This window comes from Micromonospora sp. NBRC 110038 (assembly GCF_020884815.1).
In the GTDB taxonomy this organism is placed as follows: Bacteria; Actinomycetota; Actinomycetes; order Mycobacteriales; family Micromonosporaceae; genus Micromonospora; species Micromonospora haikouensis.
This window is the reverse complement of record NZ_BBOL01000001.1, coordinates 1,874,163-1,894,914: the sequence shown is the minus strand read 5'-3', so window position 1 is coordinate 1,894,914 and position 20,752 is coordinate 1,874,163. Positions and strand designations below refer to the sequence as shown.

The window sequence follows — 20,752 nt, the reverse complement described above, 5'->3', positions numbered from 1 at the left end:
CGCGTCGGGGAACAGCGGGGATACGGCCCGCCGGGGCGGGCGCGTCCGCCTCAGCGCAGCCCGGCGAACAGGTCGTCCTCGGGCGTCGGCGCGCCGGTGGTGTCGCGGACCCGGACGAAGGTCTCCACGCCCATCAGCTCGGTGAACCGCTCCTGGCCCAGTTGCAGGAAGAAGATGTTCTCGGCCTGGCTGGCGTGCGTGGCCAGCGACGCGAACTTCTGCGCGCCGTAGGCGCTCGTGTCCACCCAGGTGGTGATCTCCTCGTCGGGCAGGCCGAGCGGCGGCAGCTCCGCGGACCCGTCCGGCTCGGGGAACTCGGCGCCGATCTCCTTCATGACGCGGCCGAACTCCTGGAACGCGCTGCGCGGCACGGTGGTCCAGTAGACCTTCGCGGGGATGCCCGTCCGCTCGACGGCGGCCATGGTGATCCGGTGCGCCTGGATGTGGTCCGGGTGGCCGTAGAAGCCGTTCTCGTCGTAGGTGACGACGACGTCGGGCCGGTAGCGCCGCATCAACTCGGCCAGCCGGTCGGCCGCCTCCGCCACCGGTGTGTTCCAGAACGCGCCCGGCGCGTCGTTGGCCGCCCACCCCATCATGCCCGAGTCGGCGTAGTCGAGCGTCTCCAGGTGGGTGACCTTCAGCGCCTCGCAACTGGCCGCCAACTCGGCCCGGCGCATCGCCACCACGGCCTGCGGGTCGTGCGCCTCGTCGCCCGGCTTGACGCCGCCGGGGCCGTCGCCGCACCCGCCGTCCGTGCAGGTCACGAGCACCGTCGTGATGCCCTCCGCCGCATAGCGGGCGAGGACGCCGCCGGTGCTGGTCGCCTCGTCGTCGGGGTGCGCGTGCACCGCCATCAGGGTCAGATTTCGCTGGGCCACCCCACCACGATACGGGGCAAGCCCGGCCCACTAGCATTGCCGCGGTCCGCGACGTCTGCTGAATCGAGGCGAGATGCGTTGGCTGCGGCAGTTACTGGGTGGCAACCGGGTCCAGCTCGACCCGGAGCGGCAGCAGGCGCTGCTGCGCGACGTCCGGCACCGGTACGGCGCCCGCTCGCAGGCGCGGTTCCCGGAACAGGCCGAGGCCATCGCCCGGCTGCTGGACGACGACGACGGGCTGGTGGTGGCGGCCCGGATCCTCGGCGAGGCCGCCGACGAGGCCCACGCGGAGCTGCAGGCCCAGGTGCACGACGTGCACCGGCGCACGGGCCGGCGGCTGCTGCTGCACCGCCGCAACTACCGGCCGCTGTGGAAGGAGGCCGGCCCCTCGCTGCGCTGGCCGTTGTTCGCGCTGCCGTCCGGCCTGCACCCGTACGCGCAGGTGGCCGCCGCCGTCACGGTGGTCGGCAGCCGGGCGTCCCGGCTCGACCGGGTGACCGACCCGACCCCGCTGGTGACCCACGTGTTCGAGGTGCTCGACCTCACCACCGCCGGCTGGGAGTACGGCCGGGTGCGGGTGGACACCGACGCCGCCGCCCTGGCCGAGCGTCTGATCTCGACCGCCGGGCAGGTCCTCGCCACCATGGACGACCCGCCCCGGCTGCCGCCCGCGGTGCGCGAGCTGATGCGCCGCAACAACACCCTCGACGTGCACGACCCGGCCGGCCCCCGGGTGGTCGGCGGGTTTAACCCGGGCGCGCGGATGCGGGAGGTCCTGCTCGCCTGAGGCCGCGCGGGCCGGGGGCGGCGACGACCTGCGGCGGCGGCCCCGACCGGGCCGCGCGGCGGTCCATCGCGAGCGGGCGGGCCGCCGGGGAGCCTCAGTCGTCGCCGGGCGCCCGGGACAGGACGCGGGAGAGGGCGAGGCTGGCGGTACGCACCGCCGGGGCGAGCCGGGCCGGCGACAACCGGTGGGCGGGCACCGAGATGGACAGCGCGGCGACGATCCGGCCGTGCACCAGGACGGGCGACGCCACGCAGGAGAGCCCCACAGCCGCCTCCTGCCGGTCGTAGCCGACGCCGGCGTGGCGGATCCGGGCCAACTCGTCGGCGAGCCGCCCGGGGTCGGTGACCGAGTGCGGGGTCAGCCGGGGCAGCGGCTGCGCCAGCACCTCGTCGATGAGCTCCTGCCCGGACCAGGCGAGCAGCACCTTCCCGACGCCGGTGCAGGTCAGCGGCAGGCGACCGCCGACCCGCGACGGCGTGTCGACGCCCGCGTGTCCGCGGATCCGGTCGGCGTAGACGACGTCGAGGCCGTCGCGGACGCCGAGGTGGATGGTCTCGTGGGTGGCCTCGTAGAGGTCCTGCAGGAACGGCAGCGCGGCCTCGCGCAGGCGCAGCTTGACCGGCACGAGTTCGCCCAGTTCGAACAGCCCGATGCCGAGCCCGAAGCCCACCGGGGCGCGGCGCAGCAGCCCCAGCCCGACGAGTTGCTCGGCCAGCCGGTGCACGGTGGCCTTCGGCAGGCCCGTGCGCCGGGACAGCTCGGTCAGGCGCAGGGCCTCCTCCGCCGGGCGGAACGCGCGCAGCAGCCGTACCCCCCGGTCGAGCACGTTGCCCCGGGCGGGGCCCGCCGGGCCGGACGACGACGCGCCCGGGCCGCCGGGGTCGGCGAATCCCGCCGTGTTGTTCCGTGGCATGGAACACGAGGTTGCCAGCCGGTGGGCGCGGCGTCTACACCTGGAGGCCGGGATGCCGGGTGCGCCAGCGCCGGCATGGTCGTCCCGCCGGGCGGAACGGCCGGGGTGTCCGTTTCGTCCCAGGCCAAGGAGCAGGAGACATGCCCAAGACGAAGGTCGCCATCATCGGCTCCGGCAACATCGGCACCGACCTGATGATCAAAATCCTGCGGGGGTCGGAGACGATGGAGGTCGCCGCCCTCGTCGGCATCGACCCCCGCTCCGACGGGCTGGCACGGGCGGCCCGGCTCGGCGTGCCGGTCGTCCCGACCGGCGTGCGGGGGCTGCTCGACCATCCCGACTTCGGCGACGTCCGGATCGTGTTCGACGCCACGTCGGCACAGGCCCACATCGCCAACGACGCCGCCCTGCGGGGGGCCGACCTCACGCTCGTCGACCTGACGCCGGCGGCGATCGGCCCATACGTGGTGCCGCCGGTCAACCTCGACGAGCACCTCGGCGCCCGCAACCTGAACATGGTGACCTGCGGCGGGCAGGCGACCATCCCGATGGTCGCCGCGATCTCCTCGGCCGCCACCACGCACTACGCCGAGATCGTCGCCTCGATCTCGTCGCGCTCGGCCGGCCCCGGCACCCGGGCCAACATCGACGAGTTCACCGAGACCACCTCCCGGGCGATCGAGCAGGTGGGCGGGGTCCGGCGCGGCAAGGCGATCATCGTGCTGAACCCCGCCGAGCCGCCGCTGATCATGCGCGACACCGTCTTCTGCGTCGTCGACGACTGCGACCGCGACGCGGTCACGGCGGCGGTGCTGGCCATGGCCGAGAAGGTCCGGGCGTACGTGCCCGGGTACCGGCTCAAGCAGGACGTCCAGTTCCGCCGGATCACGGCGAGCAGCCCGGAAGCCGACCTCGTCCCGCACGCCCCACCCCGCGACCGCTGGGTGGTCAGCGTGTTCCTGGAGGTGGAGGGGGCGGGCCACTACCTGCCGACGTACGCGGGCAACCTGGACATCATGACCTCCGCCGCGCGGCAGGTCGGCGAGCGACTGGCGACGGCGGTGGCGGCCCGATGAGCACCCGGATCTACGTCCAGGACGTCACCCTCCGCGACGGCATGCACGCCATCCGGCACCGCTACACCCTCGACCAGGTCCGGGCCGTCGCCGCGGCCCTGGACGCCGCCGGCGTCGCCGCGATCGAGGTGTCGCACGGCGACGGGCTCGCCGGCAGCAGCATCAACTACGGCCCCGGGGCGCACACCGACTGGGAGTGGATCGAGGCCGCCGCCGAGGTGGTGCGCCGGGCGACCCTCACCGGCCTCCTGCTGCCCGGCATCGGCACCGTGCGCGAGCTGCGGAAGGCCTGGGACCACGGCGTCCGTTCGATCCGCATCGCCACCCACTGCACCGAGGCGGACATCGCCAACCAGCACATCGCCGCCGCGCGGGAGCTGGGCATGGACGTCTCGGGCTTCCTGATGATGTCGCACATGGCGCCGCCGAAGCTGCTCGCCGAGCAGGCGAGGATCATGGAGGCGGCGGGGGCGCACTGCGTCTACGTCACCGACTCCGGGGGCCGGCTGACGATGGACGGCGTCCGGGAGCGCGTGCGCGCGTACCGCGACGTGCTCGCGCCGGAGACCCAGATCGGCATCCACGCCCACCACAACCTCGGCCTCGGCGTGGCCAACTCGGTCGCCGCCGTCGAGGAGGGGGTGTACCGGGTCGACGCGTCCCTGGCGGGCCAGGGCGCCGGTGCCGGGAACTGCCCGATCGAGGCGTTCGTCGCCGTCGCCGACCTCACCGGCTGGGAGCACGGCTGCGACCTGTTCGCGCTCATGGACGCCGCCGACGACATCGTCCGCCCGCTCCAGGACCGTCCGGTGCGCGTCGACCGCGAGACGCTGACCCTCGGGTACGCCGGGGTCTACTCCAGCTTCCTGCGCCACGCCGAGGCCGCCGCCGCCGAGTACGGCCTCGACACCCGCAGCATCCTCGTCGAGGTGGGCCGGCGGCAGTTGGTCGGCGGCCAGGAGGACATGATCGTCGACATCGCGCTCGACCTGCGACGACAGCGGTCGTAGCGGCTGGCGCAGCCCCGCCCCGGCCGGTCAGCCCGGCGCGGAGCCGTTGTCGACCAGCCGGAACCGGGTGGTCACGGCCGCGTCGCCGGCCTCCTCCAGGATCAGCCCCCACGTCGGCGAGAACTGCAGGTACGCCGACTGGCTGCTGATCGCGTACGCCGAGCCGTCGCGGACGACCGTGAACCGCTGCCTCGGTTCGTCCCGCGCGCATCCGGCCGCCTCGACCCGCAGCGGCTCGCTGCCCGACGACCGGACCTCCCAGCAGGTGTCGGCCCCGTCGGGGCCGGGCTCTGCGGCGCGGATCTGGTAGGTGTTCCCCAGCGGCGCGAAGACGAACAGCTGGCGGCCCTCGTCGCCGTCGACCTCGGCCAGCCGGCCGCCGTCGAGCAGCGACACGCCGCCCGCCGAGGCGGCCACCCGGACGACGGTGACCTGACGCTGCCCGGACAGCACCGGGTCGCCGCCCGGGGGTCCGGCGGGCGGGCCGGACGATCCGGTGGGCGGGGCGGACGTGCCGCCGGTCGGCCCGGACGACGTGCGCTCCGGCCCGGACGACGTGCGCTCCGGCGCGGGCGAGGTGCGGTCCGGCCCCGGCGACGTGGGGTCCGGCCAGGGCGACGCGACCGGGGCGGAGGTGGGGCCCGCCGGCCCGATCGGGACGGGGTGCGGCCGGCCACCGGACCCGGCGAGGGCGACACCCGCGCCGAGCGCGGCGACGGCGAGGGCGGCGAGCGACACCGACGCGGCCCGTCGCCGCCGGCGGCGGGCGTCGCCGCGCCGCCGGACGTCGGCGGCGGCGGGGACCGTCCCCTGCCCGCCGTGGCCCGCCAGCGCCCGCAGGGCGTCGGCGAGCTGGTTGTCAGAACTCATGACCGCGCCCTTTCGTCCACGCCGTGGTGCTCCGGTTCGGTCAGGTGTGCGGCGAGGGCCCGACGGCCCCGGGCCAGCCGCGTCTTGACGGTGTTCTCGTTGGTGCCGACCTCCGCCGCGATCTCGGCCACGCTCAGCCCGACCAGGTGGTACAGCACCACGGCCCGGCGTTGCTCGGCGGGAATGTGCCGCAGCGCGGCCACGATCGCGACGTGGTCGACCGAGGCCGCGTCGACGCGTTGCTCGGTGGCCTCCCGGCGGTGGGCACGCATCCGGTTGACGGTCTTGCGCCAGGCGCTGACCGCCACCCGGTACGCCACCCGGCGTACCCACGCCTCCGGGCTGTCGCACCCGCGCACCGCGGCCCAGCGGTCCCAGGCCCGGGCGTACGCCTCGGCCACCGCGTCCTCGGCCTCGGCCCGGTTGCCGACCATCGCGTACAACTGTCCCAGCACCCGGTGGGCGGACGCGGAGTAGAAGGCGTCGAACTCCGCGGCGTCACGCATCGGTCAAAGTCTCCACCAGAGCTGGTCGGTTCCGGAAATGGGGTCCTCCCGGGTGACGTCGGCGGCCCGGCGGGGGAACGGCCGGCCGGGCCGCCGACGGGGGTCACCGGCGCGGGGCGGGCCCCGTGTCGTTGAACCGGAAGCTGCTGACCGGCGGGGCGTCGCCCAGCTCCTCCAGGATCAGCCCGGACCGCGCCGAGTCGCGCAGGTACGCCCACCGGTTGCTGACCAGGTACTCGCGCGCCCCGCCGCCGGGGGCGGGCGCGATGGCGAACCGCTGCGCCGGGTCGTCCGCCCGGCAGGTGGCGCCGGCGACGTACAGCGGCTGGCCGTTGTTCGGGTTGCGCGCCTGCCAGCAGACCGGCTTCCCGATGCCGCCGCCGTAGTACGCCTTGATCAGGTACTCCCCCGCGCCCAGCGGGGTCGGCACGAAGACCTGCCGGCCACGGTCGTCGTCCACCTCGGCCAGCCGCCCGCTGTCGAGCAGGGACAGCCCCGACTCGAACGACCCCACCCGGACGATGGTGACCCGGCGCTTGCCCGACAGGACCGGGTCCGTGCTCGCCCGCGCCGCCGGTGCCGCCGGGGCCGCGGCCCCGGGCGGTGCCACCCCCGCCGCCACCGGCGCCGGCGCCACCCCGGCCGGCGCGGTGTCGCCCGCGGACGCGGACAGCGCGCCGTAGAGCGTCGCGGCGGCACCGGTCAACACCGCCAGGCCCGCCCCGGCGAGCCACCTACGCACCAACACCGTTACCTCCCCACTGCCCCGGCTCCCCGAGGCCCCGGCCGAGACCGGCCAGCCCTGCCGGCTGCCGGTCCTCGCTCGACTCGATCTGATGACGCGCGAGGCGGGCCGCAGGTTTCAGCAGATCCCATCGAGGTGCGTCTGCGGCCGCGCGGTTGGCCGCCGGCCGGGCGCCGCCCCGGTCGGTCGGCGCCGGCCGCCGGGGTCAGGAACCGGACGGCCCGCCCAGCCGCAGGGCCAGGAAGAGGTCCACCCGGTCGGCGAACCGGTCGAGGTCGCGGCCGGTGAGCCGCTCGATCTGACCGATCCGGTACCGCAGGGTGTTGACGTGCACGTGCAGCGACTCGGCGCACCGCCGCCAGGCGCCGTTGGCGGACAGGAACGCGTTCAGGGTGTGCACCAGCTCCGTGCCGTGCTGCCGGTCGTAGCCGGTCAGCGGGTCCAGCAGCCGGGCCCGGAAGGCGCGCTGGGTGTCGGCCGGCACCCCGGCGAGCAGCATCAGGTGGGAGGCCACCTCGTCGGAGCGGACCACGGCCACCGGCCCGGGTCGGGCCGCCGCCGCGCGCAGGGCGTGGGTGGCCTCCTGCACGAGACCCGGCAGCGCCGTGGCGGCCCGGCCGGCGGTGCTGATCCCGACCGAGAGACGCCCGGTGCCCAGCCCGGCCGCCAGGACGTCGAGGGCGTCGCGGAACGCGCCGGCCACGCTCGCGGCGGTCGGCCCGGACGCGGCGTCGCCCACCACCGCCAGCAGGGTCCCGTCCGGCGCGTCACCGGGCAGCGCCGCCGTCACGGCCGCCGGCAGGCCCGTGGTGCGGATCGTCTCGCGCAGCACCGCCAGGGCCAGCGCCGGGGGCGTCCGCAGGCCGGTCAGGGTCGCGGCCAGCGCCACGAAGCCCCGGTCCGGCGCCAGCCCGCAGGCCCGCAGCCGGGCCCGCAGGTCGGCCTCGTCGCCGTCGCCGGCCAGCGCCCGCCCCACCTGGTCGGCCAGGCGCTGCTCGACCCGCTCGGCCTCGTCGGCCTGGGTCCGTTCCAGGGCGACCACGTCGACCAGCTCGGCCAGCACGTCGTCCCCGCCAGGCTCCGGCCCGGCCGGCGGGAGCGCCGCGGCCGGGCGGTGCGCCCCGTCCGGCACGTGCGCGCCGGCCGGGGCGCAGGCGAGCAGCCAGGACGCCATCCGGTGCTCCGGGGATCCGGTGATCGCGGTGACCGACACCCGGGCCCCGTCGACCCGGGTGGTCGTCGGCAGCCGGGTGGCTGTCAGGAAGGCGGTGCACAGCTCCCGGGCGGCCGGGGCCGGCAGCGGGGCGGTGCCGGCGATCAGCCGGCCGGCGGGCGAGAGCAACCAGCAGCGTACGCCCAGGTCGGCGGCGATGGCCGGGAGCAGGTCGGGCAGCCGGGCCCCCGCGGCCATCGCGGCGACCACCCCCCGCTGCCGGCCGAGCATGGTGGCCAGCCCGGTCGCCCGCTGCTTCCACACCGACGGCGCGAACGCCTCGATGACCTCGCGGAAGGACACCTCCACCGGAACCTCGAACAGGGGCACGTCGTGCCGGCGGCACGCCTCGACCAGGTCGGCCGGCACCCGGCCGAGAGCCGCGTGACCGGCGCCGATCGCGGTGACCCGGGCCGTGGCGCAGGACCGGACGAAGGTCTCGGCGTCCGTGGCCCCCCGCCGCCACATCAGGCCGGTGAGCACCACCTCCCCGCCGCGGAGGTAGCGGCGGGGGTCGGGCAGGTCGGTGACGAAGACCTGGGTCACCGGGCGGTCCAGCCCGTCGCCGCCGGTGAGCAGGGTCAGCCTGAGGGCCGGTAGGGCCAGCGCGTCGCGCAGCAGCATCGTCATCCCCGTCGTCGAGGAACCCGATCGGCACACGGTAGGACGGTGAGGTTTCGGTTACGTGTCCGATCCTCGCGGCTCACGGCGGAACGCGGCGGCCGTCCTGACCGGACAGACGGTGCCACACCCGGTCGCGGGTGAACGGCAGCTCGGTGAAGCGGACCCCGGTCGCGTCGCGCAGCGCGTTGGCCATGGCCGCGGCGACCGGGTTGAACGGGCTCTCGCTCATCGACTTCGCCCCGGCCGGCCCCACCGGGTCGGCGGTGCGCGCGAAGTGCACCTCCGTACGCGGCACGTCGGCGAAGGTCGGCAGGTGGTAGTCGCGGAAGCCGGTGGTGGTCACCCGGCCGCCGGCGTCGAGGCGGACGTGCTCGGCGAGGGTGGCGCCGAGGGCCTGCGCCACGCCCCCCTCGACCTGGGCGCGGCACTGCATCGGGTTCAGCACCGTGCCGGCGTCCGCGGCGTGCACGCTGCGCAGCACCCTGATCTCGCCGGTCTCGGGGTCGACGGCGACGCGGAACCAGTGGACGTTGAACGCCACCGACCGCTCGGCACCGTCGGCGTGCCCGGCGGCGGTCGGCGGGGTGCCCCGGGCGGCGGCCAGCCGGTGCAGGTCGGCCAGGGGCAGCGGCGCGCCGCCGCCGTGGACGGCGTCGGGGCCCAGCCGCAGGCCGGCGGGGTCGGCGCCGGGGCGGGCTCCGGCCGCGAGGTCGAGCAGCAGCGCGCGCAGCGCGGTGGCCGCCCGGAGCACGGCGGTGCCGGCCACCGTCGTGGCGGTGGAGGCGAACGCGCCGGTGTCGTGCCCGACCAGCGCCGTGTCCGACTGCCGGACCCGGATCCGGTCCACTGTGGCCCCCAGCACGTCGGCGGCGATCTGCCGGTGGACCGTGGTGGAGCCGTTGCCGAACTCGGCCGTCCCCACGTCGAGCTGGTAGCCGCCGGCCGGGGTGAGGCTCAGCCGGGCCCGGCCGTGGTGTCCCCCCGGTGGCCCGGTCGCGATCATGGCCACAGCGGATCCCTCGCCGACCAGCCATCCGGCCGGCGCGCCGGGCCCGGTGCCCGGCCGCGCCGCCGCCGCGCGGACGACGTCGAGGCACTGGTCCAGGCCGTAGCTGCGGATCGCGAGGTCGGCCGCGTGGCCGGCCGGGGTGACCAGGTCGTCGCCGTCGCGGACGACGTTGCGGGCGCGGAACTCCTCCGGCGCGACGCCCAGCCGGCGGGCAAGCTCGTCGACGGCGGACTCGACGGCGAAGGAGACCTGGCCGAGGCCGTACCCCCGGAAGGCCCCGGCCGGGACGGTGTTGGTGTAGACCGCGAAGGCGTCGATGCGCGTGGCGGGGCACCGGTAGACGGCCACCGACTCCGCGCAGCCGTGGAAGAGCACCCCCGGGCCGTGGTTGCCGTACGCGCCGGTGTCCGAGACCACCCGCAGCCGCAGCGCGGTCAGCGTCCCGTCGCGCCGGCCGCCGACGCGGACCCGGACGGTGAACGGGTGCCGGGTGGTGGCGGCCGTGAACTGCTCGGCCCGGGTGAACTCCAGCTTCACCGGCCGCCCGGTGCGCAGCGCGGCGAGCAGCGCCACGTCCTCGACCAGCATCTCCTGCTTGCCGCCGAAACCGCCGCCGACCCGGCCGGCGACCACCCGGATCCGCTCGGCCGGCAGGTCGAAGATGCGGGCGAGGGCCCGCCGGGTGAGGAACGGCGTCTGGGTGCTGCTGCGCACGACGATCCGCCCGTCCGGGTCGAACGACACGATGGCGCAGTGCGTCTCCAGGTGCGCGTGCTGCACCCGCTGGGTGCGGAACGTCTCCTCGTACACCACGTCGGCGGCGGCGAACCCGGCGGCGACGTCGCCGCACCCGCCGTGCAGCTCGGCGGCCACGTTGCCGGCCGGTCGGGCGATCCGGGACCGCGCGCCCTTGTCGCCGTGGATCGCCGGCGCGCCCGCCCGCATCGCCCGCTCGGGGTCGGTGACGGCGGGCAGCGGCCGGTAGTCGACGCGGACCAGGGCGCAGCCCTGCTCGGCGGCGGCCTCGGTCTCGGCGACCACGGCGGCGACCCGCTGCCCGACGTGCCGGACCACGTCGTCGAGGACCCGGGTGTCGGCCGGGTCGTCGTCGGGGTTCTCGTGCTGGGCGGTGGAGAAGAGCGTCGCCGGGGCGTCCCGGTGGGTGAGGACGGCGAGCACGCCGGGCACGGCCAGGGCCGCGCTCGCGTCGATGTCGACGATCCGGGCGTGCGGCAGCGGGGAGCGGACCAGCCGGACGTGGGCCAGGCCGGGCACCGAGACGTCGGCGGTGAACCGGGCCGCGCCGGTGACGATGTCGGGCCCGGCCGGGGCCGGCAGGTTACGGCCCACCGCCTCGCCCGGTGCCGCGTCCTCGGTGGTGCGGACGCCGTGCAGCGCGTCGGCGATCGACCGGTACCCGGTGCACCGGCACAGGTTGCCCTTCAGCGCGGCGGGCAGGTCGGCGCGCTGCGCCTCGTCGAGGGCGACGGCGGTCATGATGAACCCGGCGGTGCAGAAGCCGCACTGGAAGCCCTGGGCGTCGAGGAACCGCCGTTGCGTCTCGGCCCCGCCGGGCACCGCGGCGACGCCCTCGATGGTGGTCACCTCGCGGCCGACGGCCCGCACGGCGGGATAGAGGCAACTGTGCACCGGCACGCCGTCGACGTGCACCGTGCACGCCCCGCAGTCGCCGGTGTCGCAGCCCTTCTTCACCCCGAACCAGCCCTGTTCCCGCAGGTAGCCGCGCAGGCACTGGCCGCCGGTCGGCGCGACGGCGCACGGCTGGCCGTTCACCCGTACGCTCACCGCGCCGTCACCCGTGCCAGCTCGGCGCGGACCTGCTCGGCCAGTCGCAGGGTCATCCGCCGCCGCCACGCCGGCAGGCCGTGCACGTCGTCGTACCAGTCCGCGGCGGGGATCCGGGCGTCCAGCAACTCGGCCAGCTCACCCGGCCGGGGCGGGCCGGGCAGGGCGACGCCGACCGGCCGCCGGGTGGCGGCGGTCACGGTGAGGGTGAACGCCCCGGTGCCGGAGTCCCGGTGACCGACGACGAGCGCCGCCGAACGGCCGAGCGGGTGCAGCGACGCCCGCCGCAGCGCGAACCGGCCGCCCAGCACCCGCGCGGGCAGGCGGATCGTGTGCAGGTACTCGTCCGGGCGCAGCACCGTGACGCCCACGTCGCGGACCAGCCCGGTCGCCGGCACGCGCCGTTGCCGCCCGGCCAGGTCCCGGATCAGGCAGCTCCCCGCGGCGGCGGTGACCAGCGAGATCATCGGCCCGGCCGGCAGCGCCGCGCAGAGGTTCCCGCCGACCGTCGCGACGTTCCACACCTTGAACGAGGCGAGGAACGCGTCGCAGCAGCCCCGGATCAGCGGGCCCAGCGACGGCCAGCACGGCGGCGGCGCGTACCGGGACAGCTCGGCGACGGTGCAGGTCGCGGCGATGTCGAGGCCCGGCTCGTCCGGGTCGGGGCTGACCCGCAGCGGGGGCCAGCCCAGGGCGGTGAGGTCGCGCAGCCGGCGGACCTGCGGTTGCGGCTGCGCGAAGAGGTGGGTGCCGCCGCCGAGCCAGCGGTCGCCCTCCCGCCATGCGTCGGCGTCCGCGGCGATCACGTCCTGCACGGTGAACAGGTCCACAGGCATCGCGCTTTCGTTGGGGGCGGATGCCGCCGGCCGAGGCGCCCGGGGTACGGGGGCGGGCCGGCGGCGGTGGCCGTTCAGGGGAATCCAAGCAACCCGGCCGCCGGCCCGACAATGCGCGCCGGCGACAACGCGGCCGGGGGGCGGGACCGTCCCGGTTGGACGAAGCTCCAAACCGGGGCGGGCGGGGCCGGGCCGGGGGCGGACACCCTTGACAGCCTCCCGGCCCGCTCCGCATGGTGGGCCGGTCCGACGCCGTTCGGGCCGCGCCGCGCCGGGACCGCCCGTGGCCCGGCGCGGGCCATCGGCGGGCGTGGGCGCTCCACCCGGCGCGAGGGAGACGTCGTGCAGCTGTCCCGTACCCCCGGTTCGCCCCCCGCCGTCGCCGGGCTGGTGCTCGCCGCCGGCGCCGGCCGCCGCTACGGCAGGCCCAAGGCGCTCGTGCACCACCGCGGCTCGCTGCTGGTGGAACGCGCGGTGCGTACCCTCGTCGGGGCCGGCTGCTCACCGGCGCTGGTGGTGCTCGGCGCGGCGGCCGACCGGGTCCGCGCCGACGCCGACCTCTCCGCCGCCCGGGTGGTGGGCAACCCCCGGTGGGCCACCGGGCTGGGCTCCTCGCTGCGGGTGGGGCTGCGGGCGCTGGCCGGCACCGAGGCGGTGGCCGTGGTGGTGCTGCTGGTCGACATGCCGGGCGTCTCCGCCGAGGCGGTGCGGCGGGTCGCGGCCGGCGCCACCCCGGCGTGCCTGGCCACGGCCGGCTACGGGCCGGGCCGCCGGGGTCATCCGGTGCTGCTGGGCCGGGAGCACTGGGCCGGCGTGTGCGCCTGCGCCGTCGGTGACAGCGGCGCGGGCGGCTACCTGCGGCAACGGCTCGACCGGGTGCGGATCGTGCCGTGCGCCGACGTGGCCGACGACGCCGACCTCGACGTCCCGCCCGCCGCCCCCGCCGCCGCCACGCCGACCGCCGCCGACGGGCTCGCCCCCGCCGCCACGCCGACCTCCGCCACCGGGTCCGCCGCCGCCGACGGGCGGCCGGGCCGTGGATGAGGTGCTCGCCGAGCTGGTGCGCCGCTGCGCCGACGGCGACGCCGTCGGCCTGGCCACCGTCGTCGAGACCTGGCGCAGCGCGCCCCACCCGGCCGGCACCGCGATGCTGGTCGGCCCGGACGGCGCGGTCACCGGCAGCGTCTCCGGCGGCTGCGTCGAGGCCGCGCTGCACGAGTCCTGCCGCCAGGCCGTGCGCACCGGGCGGCCCGCGCTGCTGCGCTTCGGGGTGGCCGGCGCCGACGCGTTCGCGGCGGGCCTGACCTGCGGGGGAACCATCGAGGTGTACGTCGAGCGGGTCGACCGCGCCGGCTTCGCGGAGCTGCCGGTGCTGGCCGGTGCCGTCCGCGCGGGCACGGCGGTGGCGGTGCTGACCTGCGTGCAGGGGCCGCCGGGGCGGCTCGGCCGGCGGATCGTCGCCGGGCCGGACGGCCACCACGGCAGCCTCGGCGACCCCCGGCTGGACGAGGCGGCGCTGACCGCCGGCCGCCGGCTGCTGGCCGAGGGCCGCAGCGGGCCGGTGCGGCTGCCGCCCGCCGGTCCCGGCGCGGCGGGGCGGGTGCGGGTGCTGGTGCGCTCCTACCCCCCGCCGCCCCGGTTGATCGTGTGCGGCGCGATCGACGTGGCGGCCGAGCTGGCCCGCATCGGCGTCGTCCTCGGCTACCGGGTCACCGTCTGCGACGCCCGCCCGGTCTTCGCCACCGCGCGCCGCTTCCCGCAGGCGCGGGAGGTGGTGGTCGACTGGCCGCACCGCTACCTCGCGGCCGAGGCCGAGGCGGGTCGGCTGGACGGGCGCACCGCCGTGTGCGTGCTCACCCACGACCCCAGGTTCGACGTCCCGGTGCTGCGGCTGGCCCTCGACCTCCCGCTGGGCTTCGTCGGGGCGCTGGGCTCCCGGCGGACCCACCACGACCGGCTCGGCCGGCTCCGCGCGGCCGGCGTCACCGAGGCGGCGCTGGCCCGGCTCAGTTCCCCCGTGGGCCTGGACGTGGGGGGCCGCGACGCCGCCGAGGTCGCGGTCAGCATCGCCGCGGAACTCGTCGCGGTGCGGCACGGCCGCGCGGGCGGCCGGCTGCGCGACGCCACCGGCCGCATCCACGGCTGACGCGCCCGCTCGCCGCGGCAACAGCTGCGGCTGCGGGGCTGAGCGTGGTCGGGCCCGGTGGGCGCTGGACGAACGTACAACGGCGGGGCCGGCGAGCCCGGCGGTTTTGGTCGTCGCGGCGCTGTCGACCCCGCCGGCCGGCCTGTTTGACTGCTCCTGCGAGAGGCGGGCCAGGGGAGGCGACCGGTGACACGGATCGAGGAGTTCAACGCCCTCGCCCCGCAGCGGGCCGAGGACGATCTGCTGGCCTGCTGCGCCGTGCCCCGTTGGGCCCGCGAGGTCGCGGCCGGGCGGCCGTACCCGGACCTGGCCGCGCTGCTGGCCACGGCGCAGGCCGCCAGCGCGCGGCTGACCTGGCCGGAGGTCGCGCGGGCCCTCACCGCCCACCCGCGCATCGGCCAGCGCCCGGCCGGGCAGCGCCGGGAGGACGGCTGGTCGCGCGCCGAACAGTCCGGCCTCGACGCAGCGTCCGCCCGGACCCGGGCCGCCATCGCCGAGGCCAACGAGGCGTACGAGCGCCGCTTCGGGCACCTGTTCCTGGTCTGCGCCGCCGGCCGCAGCGACACGGAGCTGCTCGCCACCGCCCGGGACCGGCTGGCGCACGACGAGGCCACCGAACGGGAGGTGGTACGCGGGGAACTGGCGAAGATCGCCGCGCTGCGGATCAGGAAGCTGCTCGATGAGCCGGCCTGACGCGGGGGCGACCGCGCCGCTGTCCACGCACGTGCTGGACACGGTCGTCGGCGCGCCCGCGCCGGGCATCGGCGTCCGGCTCGACCGGCTCGACGGCACGCGGTGGCGGCAGGTCGCCGCCGGCCGCACCGACGCCGACGGCCGGCTGCGCGACTGGGTGCCGGCGGCACAGTGGAGGGTCGGCCGGTACCGGCTCGTCTTCGGCCTCGACGGGCACCTCGGGCCGGATCCCTTCTTCCCGGAGGTGGTGCTCACCTTCACCGTCGGCGACCCCACGGCGCACCTGCACCTGCCGCTGCTGCTCAGCCCGTTCGGCTACACCACCTACCGAGGGAGTTGACAGATGGGAATCGTGCTGGGGCCCAACCGGTACGGCAAGGCCCAGGTGCGCGTGGTCCACGTGGTCCGCGACGGCGACCGGCACACGCTGCGGGACCTCGACGTGCGCACCGCCCTCGCCGGCGACCTGGCCGCCACCCATCTCACCGGCGACAACAGCCAGGTGCTGCCGACCGACTCGCAGAAGAACACGGTGTACGCGTTCGCCCGCAAACACGGCGTCGCCTCCCCCGAGGCGTTCGCGCTCCTGCTGGCCCGGCACTTCGTGCACAGCCAACCGGCCGTCCGGCGCGCCGAGGTGGCGGTGCGGGAGTTCGGCTGGCAGCGGCTCGGGCAGCACTCCTTCCAGCGCGGCGGCGCGGAGACCCGCACCGCGACGGCCACCTACGACGGCGAGACCGTCCGGGTCGTGTCGGGGCTGACCGACCTGGTGCTGTTGAACACCACGAACTCCGAGTTCCACGGCTTCGTGCGCGACGAGTACACGACGCTGCCGGAGACCACCGACCGGATCCTGGCCACCGCCGTGGACGCCCGCTGGCGGCACCTCGACGCCGACGCCGACTGGGACGCCGCTTACCGGCAGGTGCGCGAGGCGCTGGTCGCCGCGTTCGTCGAGACGTACAGCAGGTCGTTGCAGCAGACCCTGTACGCGATGGGCCGCCGGGTGCTGGAGGCCAGGCCGGAGGTGGCGGAGATCAAGCTGTCGCTGCCCAACCGGCACCACATCCCGGTCGACCTGTCGCCGTTCGGGCTGGACAACCCCAACGCCGTCTTCGTCGCCACCGACCAGCCGTACGGGGTGATCGAGGGCACCGTCGGCCGCGACGGTGTCGCCCCGGCCGACGGCGACTGGTGACGCCGTGATCGTCATCGACAACTGCGCCGTCGCCACGGTCGACGCCGCCGGCACCGAGCACCGCGCCGGGCACGTGGTGATCGGCGACGACGGGCGGATCGCCGCCGTCGGGGCCGGGCCGGCCGGCCCGGTGGACCCGTCGGCCCGCCGGGTCGACGGCACCGGCTGCCTGGCCACCCCGGGCCTGGTCAACACCCACCACCACCTCTACCAGTGGGTGACCCGGGGGCTGGCCCAGCAGTCGGACCTGTTCGGCTGGCTCACCAGCCTCTACCCCGTCTGGGCGCACCTGGACGCCGACATCGTCCACGCGGCGGCGGCCGCCGGGCTGGGCTGGCTCGCCCTGTCCGGCTGCACCACCAGCACGGACCACCACTACGTGTTCCCCCCGGGCGGCGACGACCCGCTGGCCGCCGAGATCGAGGCCGCCCGGCTGGTCGGGCTGCGCTTCCAGCCGTGCCGGGGGTCGATGGACCTCGGCCGGTCGGCGGGCGGCCTGCCCCCGGACTCGCTCGTGGAGGGCACCGAGGCGGCGCTGCTGGCCACCGAGGCCGCCATCGACCGCCACCACGACCCGTCCCCCGGCTCGATGCTGCGCGTCTCCGTCGCCCCGTGCTCGCCGTTCTCGGTCACCGGCACCCTGATGCGGGAGTCCGCCGCGCTGGCCCGGAGGCGGGGGGTCCGGCTGCACACCCACCTCGCGGAGACCGTCGAGGAGGAGGAATACTGCCGCGCCACCCACGGCTGCACCCCGGTCGAGTACGCCGAACAGCTCGGCTGGCTCGGCGACGACGTGTGGCTGGCCCACGGCGTACACCTGGCCGACCCGGCGGTGGCGATGCTGGCCGCCACCGGCACGGCGGTGGCGCACTGCCCCAGCTCGAACGCCCGCCTCGGCGCCGGCATCGCCCGCGTGCCGGACCTGCTCGCCGCCGGGGTGCCGGTGGGCCTCGGCGTCGACGGCGCGGCCTCCCAGGAGGCCGGCCAGCTCGGCGCGGAGCTGCGCCAGGCGCTGTACGCGGCCCGCCTGCGCGGCGGCCCGGCGGCGCTGACCGCCCGGCAGGCCCTCGCCCTGGGCACCATGGGCGGGGCGCGGTGCCTCGGCCGCGCCGACGAGATCGGCTCGCTGGAGGTGGGCAAGCTCGCCGACGTCGCGCTCTGGCGGGTCGACGGGCTGGGCCACGCCGGCATCGACGACCCGGTGGCGGCGCTGGTGCTCGGCCCACCAGCGCCGCTGGCGCTGCTGCTGGTCGGCGGCCGGACCGTCGTCGAGGACGCGGAGCTGCGCACCGCCGACGCCGACGCCCTCGCCCGGGCGGCCACCGGCGCGCACCGCCGGCTGCTGGAGCGGGCCCGATGAGGTACGACCTGGTGGTTCGCTCCCGCCGGGCGGTGCTGCCGCACGGGCAGCGGCCGGCGGCGGTCGCCGTGGCAGACGGCCGGATCGCCGCGCTCGCCGGCTACGACGCGCCGCTCGACGCCGTCGTCGACGAGGACCTGGGCGACGTCGCCCTGCTGCCCGGCCTGGTGGACACGCACGTGCACGTCAACGAGCCCGGCCGCACCGAGTGGGAGGGTTTCGCCAGCGCCACCCGGGCCGCCGCGGCCGGCGGCGTCACCACCCTGGTCGACATGCCGCTCAACAGCGTCCCGCCGACGGTCACCGTGGCCGCGCTGGAGACGAAGCGCGCCGCCGCGCGGGGCCGCTGCCACGTCGACGTCGGGTTCTGGGGCGGCGTCGTGCCGGGCAACCTCGGCGACCTCGTGGCGCTGCGCCGGGCCGGGGTGTTCGGCTTCAAGGCGTTCCTCGTCGACTCCGGCGTGCCGGAGTTCCCGCCGGTCGACGCCGGCCTGCTGGAGCGGGCCCTGGCGACGGTCGACGCGCTCTTCGTCGTGCACGCCGAGGACCCGGGGTCGGTACGCGAGTCGCCCCCGTCGCCGCGCTACGCCGACTTCGTGGCGTCCCGGCCGCCGGAGGCCGAGCGGTCCGCCGTCGCCACGGTGGTGGCCGCGGCCCGCCGCGCCGGCGCCCGCGTACACGTGCTGCACCTGTCGTCGGTCGCGGCGTTGGCCGAGCTGGCCGCCGCGCGGGCCGACGGCGTGCGGCTGACCGTGGAGACGTGCCCGCACTACCTCGCGTTGACCGCCGAGCAGGTGCCCGACGGCGCGACGGAGTTCAAGTGCTGCCCGCCGATCCGGGACCGGGGCAACCAGGACCGGCTCTGGGCGGCGCTGGCCGACGGCACGGTGGACTGCGTGGTCAGCGACCACTCGCCCTGCCTGCCCGAGCTGAAGCGGGCCGACACCGGCGACTTCGCCGCCGCCTGGGGCGGCATCGCGTCGGTGCAGCTCAGCCTGCCGGTGGTGTGGACCCAGGCCCGTCGCCGGGGGCACGGCCTCGCCGACGTCGTCCGGTGGATGGCCACGGGCCCGGCCGACCTGGTCGGGCTGCGCGGCAAGGGGCGGATCGCGGTGGGCGCCGACGCGGACCTGGTGGCCTTCGACGCGGACGCCGCCTTCCGCGTCGAGCCGGGCCGGCTGCACCACCGGCACCCCGTGACGCCGTACGCCGGTCAGCGGCTGACCGGGGTGGTGCGGGCCACCTGGCTGCGCGGCGAACCGGTCACCGGCGACGCCCCGCGCGGCCGGCTGCTGCGGGCGGGTGCGGCATGAGCGGCCGTCCCGAACCGGCCGCCCGTCCCGACCCGGCTGACCTGGCCGACCTCGCCGCCCTGCCCGATCTGGCGTCGCGCGCCTTCGGCGGCGGCGTGGTCGCCGCCAACGACGAGTTCTTCGCCGCCGCGGACAACCTGGTCGACCCGCTGCCGCCGACGTTCTCCCCCCGCACGTTCGCCGCGAAGGGCCAGGTCTACGACGGCTGGGAGACCCGCCGCCGCCGCGAGCCCGGCTCCGACCACGCCATCGTCCGGCTCGGCCTGCCGGGCGTCGTGCGGCTGCTGGTCGTCGACACCAGCTTCTTCACCGGCAACTATCCGCCGTTCGCCGCCGTCGACGGGTGCGCCGTCGACGGCTACCCGGGGCCGGACGAGCTAGCCGGGGCGCGCTGGGTGCCGCTGCTCGACCGCTCGCCGCTGGCCGGCGACAGCCGCAACGTCTTCCCGGTCGACGTGCCCCACCACGTCACCCACGTGCGGCTCACCATCTTCCCCGACGGCGGCGTCGCCCGGCTGCGGGTGCACGGGGACGTGGTGCCCGACCCCCGGCTGCTGCCCGACGTCCTCGACCTGGCCGCGACGGAACACGGCGGCCGGGTGCAGGCGTGCAGCGACCGGTTCTACGGCGCCCCGCAGAACCTGCTCGCCCCCGGCCCCGCCCGGGTGATGGGCGAGGGCTGGGAGACCGCCCGCCGCCGCGACGACGGCAACGACTGGGTGCTGGTCCGGCTGGGCGTGCCGGGGGTCGCGCAGTTCGTGGACCTCGACACCAGCCACTTCAAGGGCAACGCCCCGGGCCGGGCCACGCTGCGCGCCGCCGACGAGCGCCACGGCGACCTCGACGACCCGGCGGCGTGGTTCCCCCTGCTGCCGGAGACCCGGCTGCGGCCGGACACCCGGCACCGCTTCCCGGTCGATGCGCCCCGGGCCGCCACCCACGTCCGGCTGGACATCTTCCCCGACGGCGGGATGGCCCGGCTGCGGGTGACCGGCCGGATCGACGCCGCCGGCCGGGACGCTCTGGTCGCCCGCTGGCGGCGCACCCGGCCGCCGACGGCCGGCCCCGGCGGCGGCTGAACCCGGCCGGTCGCGTCGGGCCGATCAGCGCCGGCCGGACGCGGCGGGCACACAGCTTCCTGACAGTTGGCGGCGATCCTGGGCACCGGCGCGACCGCGTCACGCCGAACGTCCGACAGGAAGGCGTCACGATGAGGAAGTACCCGATGGCCGCGCTCCTCCTGGCCGTCATGATCGGTGGCACGGGGTGCTCGAACACCGGATCCGACCAGACCGACACCGCCGAGCCGCCGGAGGTGGCCACGCTGCGCACCGAAACGCCCTCCGTCGCCCCGTCGGCGTCGGCGGCCGAGCGTCCCCGCGAGCGCCTCGACGACACCGAGGAGGACGCGAAGGCGCGCGCGCGGCCGTACGAGAAGTGCATGGCCGACCACGGCGTCGACATCCACCGGGAACGGGCCGGCGGCACCACGTCGGGCCGCATCGGGAAGGCGAACAAGGCGTGCGAGAACCTGCTGCCGCTGCCGCCGTGGGAGCTCGACCCGGCCAACCCGGAGGCGAGGGACTTCGCGCGGGACGTCGTGGCGTGCCTCAAGGAGAAGGGCGTGCGCTACGTCGAGGTCAACCCCGACGGCCCGGGCTGGTCGTTCGGCGGCGAACAGAACGACGCGGAGTCGATCTCGAAGGGCATGCGGTTCTCGCCGGAATGCGAGCGTGAGGTCGCCGCGAAGCGCAAGTGACCTCACGGAC

20 protein-coding genes are annotated in these 20,752 nt (G+C 76.7%); 12 read left to right on the top strand and 8 right to left on the bottom strand.

The genetic code is table 11. The features are described from left to right. Window positions 1-50 precede the first annotated feature (50 nt). The gene (locus LPU61_RS07360) at window positions 51-878 is read right to left on the bottom strand and encodes a PIG-L family deacetylase (RefSeq protein ID WP_229404508.1); all 828 of its coding nucleotides are present in this window, start codon (window positions 876-878) and stop codon (window positions 51-53) included. A 73-nt stretch (window positions 879-951) separates the two neighbouring features. Between LPU61_RS07360 and LPU61_RS07355 the strand changes: the two genes are divergently transcribed. Next, a complete protein-coding gene (locus tag LPU61_RS07355) occupies window positions 952-1,665 on the top strand; it encodes a hypothetical protein (protein ID WP_229404507.1) in 714 nt (237 codons plus the stop codon). Window positions 1,666-1,759: 94 nt separating this feature from the next. Here the strand turns inward: LPU61_RS07355 and LPU61_RS07350 are convergent, their stop codons facing one another. Further along, window positions 1,760-2,578 carry an IclR family transcriptional regulator gene (locus tag LPU61_RS07350; RefSeq protein ID WP_305071886.1) on the bottom strand — a complete coding sequence of 273 codons (819 nt, stop codon included), beginning with the start codon at window positions 2,576-2,578 and terminating at the stop codon, window positions 1,760-1,762. A gap of 140 nt (window positions 2,579-2,718) precedes the next feature. On the opposite strand from LPU61_RS07350, the gene LPU61_RS07345 reads away from it, so the two are divergent. Together LPU61_RS07345 and dmpG are read left to right on the top strand one after the other, a co-directional pair. After that, on the top strand, window positions 2,719-3,654 hold the full coding sequence (locus LPU61_RS07345; protein ID WP_043963016.1) for an acetaldehyde dehydrogenase (acetylating): 936 nt from the start codon (window positions 2,719-2,721) through the stop codon (window positions 3,652-3,654). Next, complete coding sequence (gene dmpG / locus LPU61_RS07340; protein WP_229404506.1) at window positions 3,651-4,664, top strand: 4-hydroxy-2-oxovalerate aldolase; 1,014 nt, start codon at window positions 3,651-3,653, stop codon at window positions 4,662-4,664. The genes LPU61_RS07345 and dmpG overlap by 4 nt, the downstream gene beginning before the upstream one ends. Before the next feature lie 27 nt (window positions 4,665-4,691). Here the strand turns inward: dmpG and LPU61_RS07335 are convergent, their stop codons facing one another. From LPU61_RS07335 to LPU61_RS07310, 6 genes are all read right to left on the bottom strand, one after another. Then, window positions 4,692-5,534 (bottom strand): hypothetical protein, encoded by an 843-nt coding sequence (locus LPU61_RS07335; RefSeq protein WP_229404505.1) that lies wholly within the window; start codon window positions 5,532-5,534, stop codon window positions 4,692-4,694. Next, entirely contained in the window at window positions 5,531-6,040 is a 510-nt protein-coding gene (locus tag LPU61_RS07330) for an RNA polymerase sigma factor (protein ID WP_043963013.1), read from the bottom strand. Before LPU61_RS07330 ends, LPU61_RS07335 begins: the two co-directional genes overlap by 4 nt. Window positions 6,041-6,143: 103 nt before the next feature. Next, the gene (locus tag LPU61_RS07325; RefSeq protein WP_229404504.1) at window positions 6,144-6,788 is read right to left on the bottom strand and encodes a hypothetical protein; all 645 of its coding nucleotides are present in this window, start codon (window positions 6,786-6,788) and stop codon (window positions 6,144-6,146) included. A 202-nt stretch (window positions 6,789-6,990) separates the two neighbouring features. Next, a complete protein-coding gene (locus LPU61_RS07320; RefSeq protein ID WP_199486017.1) occupies window positions 6,991-8,658 on the bottom strand; it encodes a PucR family transcriptional regulator ligand-binding domain-containing protein in 1,668 nt (555 codons plus the stop codon). A 43-nt stretch (window positions 8,659-8,701) separates the two neighbouring features. Next, window positions 8,702-11,437, bottom strand: coding sequence for a molybdopterin cofactor-binding domain-containing protein (locus LPU61_RS07315; protein ID WP_229404503.1), 2,736 nt, complete (start codon window positions 11,435-11,437; stop codon window positions 8,702-8,704). Further along, on the bottom strand, window positions 11,434-12,273 hold the full coding sequence (locus LPU61_RS07310) for an FAD binding domain-containing protein (protein WP_229404502.1): 840 nt from the start codon (window positions 12,271-12,273) through the stop codon (window positions 11,434-11,436). Before LPU61_RS07310 ends, LPU61_RS07315 begins: the two co-directional genes overlap by 4 nt. A 342-nt stretch (window positions 12,274-12,615) precedes the next feature. Here LPU61_RS07310 and LPU61_RS07305 point away from each other — a divergent pair, with 342 nt between their 5' ends. The 9 genes from LPU61_RS07305 to LPU61_RS07265 all read left to right on the top strand — a co-directional run bounded on the left by LPU61_RS07305 (window position 12,616) and on the right by LPU61_RS07265 (window position 20,742). Continuing rightward, window positions 12,616-13,317 carry an NTP transferase domain-containing protein gene (locus tag LPU61_RS07305; protein WP_229404501.1) on the top strand — a complete coding sequence of 234 codons (702 nt, stop codon included), beginning with the start codon at window positions 12,616-12,618 and terminating at the stop codon, window positions 13,315-13,317. Next, window positions 13,310-14,419, top strand: coding sequence for an XdhC/CoxI family protein (locus tag LPU61_RS07300; protein ID WP_229404500.1), 1,110 nt, complete (start codon window positions 13,310-13,312; stop codon window positions 14,417-14,419). The genes LPU61_RS07305 and LPU61_RS07300 overlap by 8 nt, the downstream gene beginning before the upstream one ends. 186 nt (window positions 14,420-14,605) lie before the next feature. Then, window positions 14,606-15,112 (top strand): 2-oxo-4-hydroxy-4-carboxy-5-ureidoimidazoline decarboxylase, encoded by a 507-nt coding sequence (uraD, locus tag LPU61_RS07295; protein ID WP_229404499.1) that lies wholly within the window; start codon window positions 14,606-14,608, stop codon window positions 15,110-15,112. Then, the gene (uraH, locus tag LPU61_RS07290) at window positions 15,099-15,452 is read left to right on the top strand and encodes a hydroxyisourate hydrolase (protein WP_229404498.1); all 354 of its coding nucleotides are present in this window, start codon (window positions 15,099-15,101) and stop codon (window positions 15,450-15,452) included. The genes uraD and uraH overlap by 14 nt, the downstream gene beginning before the upstream one ends. A 3-nt stretch (window positions 15,453-15,455) precedes the next feature. After that, the gene (gene pucL, locus LPU61_RS07285) at window positions 15,456-16,310 is read left to right on the top strand and encodes a factor-independent urate hydroxylase (RefSeq protein WP_043963005.1); all 855 of its coding nucleotides are present in this window, start codon (window positions 15,456-15,458) and stop codon (window positions 16,308-16,310) included. A 4-nt stretch (window positions 16,311-16,314) separates the two neighbouring features. Further along, a complete protein-coding gene (locus tag LPU61_RS07280) occupies window positions 16,315-17,670 on the top strand; it encodes an 8-oxoguanine deaminase (protein ID WP_043964429.1) in 1,356 nt (451 codons plus the stop codon). Then, window positions 17,667-18,983: an allantoinase AllB gene (allB, locus tag LPU61_RS07275; RefSeq protein ID WP_229404497.1), complete on the top strand. Its 1,317-nt coding sequence runs from the start codon at window positions 17,667-17,669 to the stop codon at window positions 18,981-18,983. Before LPU61_RS07280 ends, allB begins: the two co-directional genes overlap by 4 nt. After that, window positions 18,980-20,062, top strand: coding sequence for an allantoicase (gene alc, locus LPU61_RS07270; RefSeq protein ID WP_229404496.1), 1,083 nt, complete (start codon window positions 18,980-18,982; stop codon window positions 20,060-20,062). Before allB ends, alc begins: the two co-directional genes overlap by 4 nt. Window positions 20,063-20,208: 146 nt before the next feature. Continuing rightward, window positions 20,209-20,742: a hypothetical protein gene (locus LPU61_RS07265; protein WP_229404495.1), complete on the top strand. Its 534-nt coding sequence runs from the start codon at window positions 20,209-20,211 to the stop codon at window positions 20,740-20,742. Window positions 20,743-20,752: the final 10 nt, after the last annotated feature.

What these genes read in the sequence shown, in the direction of transcription:
- allB (WP_229404497.1), top strand. Translation starts at nt 17,667, where the DNA reads ATGAGGTACGACCTGGTGGTTCGCTCCCGCCGGGCGGTGCTGCCGCAC.
- LPU61_RS07345 (WP_043963016.1), top strand. Translation starts at nt 2,719, where the DNA reads ATGCCCAAGACGAAGGTCGCCATCATCGGCTCCGGCAACATCGGCACC.
- LPU61_RS07310 (WP_229404502.1), bottom strand. Translation starts at nt 12,273, where the DNA reads ATGCCTGTGGACCTGTTCACCGTGCAGGACGTGATCGCCGCGGACGCC.
- dmpG (WP_229404506.1), top strand. Translation starts at nt 3,651, where the DNA reads ATGAGCACCCGGATCTACGTCCAGGACGTCACCCTCCGCGACGGCATG.
- pucL (WP_043963005.1), top strand. Translation starts at nt 15,456, where the DNA reads ATGGGAATCGTGCTGGGGCCCAACCGGTACGGCAAGGCCCAGGTGCGC.
- uraH (WP_229404498.1), top strand. Translation starts at nt 15,099, where the DNA reads ATGAGCCGGCCTGACGCGGGGGCGACCGCGCCGCTGTCCACGCACGTG.
- LPU61_RS07350 (WP_305071886.1), bottom strand. Translation starts at nt 2,578, where the DNA reads ATGCCACGGAACAACACGGCGGGATTCGCCGACCCCGGCGGCCCGGGC.
- LPU61_RS07330 (WP_043963013.1), bottom strand. Translation starts at nt 6,040, where the DNA reads ATGCGTGACGCCGCGGAGTTCGACGCCTTCTACTCCGCGTCCGCCCAC.
- LPU61_RS07335 (WP_229404505.1), bottom strand. Translation starts at nt 5,534, where the DNA reads ATGAGTTCTGACAACCAGCTCGCCGACGCCCTGCGGGCGCTGGCGGGC.
- LPU61_RS07355 (WP_229404507.1), top strand. Translation starts at nt 952, where the DNA reads ATGCGTTGGCTGCGGCAGTTACTGGGTGGCAACCGGGTCCAGCTCGAC.
- alc (WP_229404496.1), top strand. Translation starts at nt 18,980, where the DNA reads ATGAGCGGCCGTCCCGAACCGGCCGCCCGTCCCGACCCGGCTGACCTG.
- LPU61_RS07265 (WP_229404495.1), top strand. Translation starts at nt 20,209, where the DNA reads ATGGCCGCGCTCCTCCTGGCCGTCATGATCGGTGGCACGGGGTGCTCG.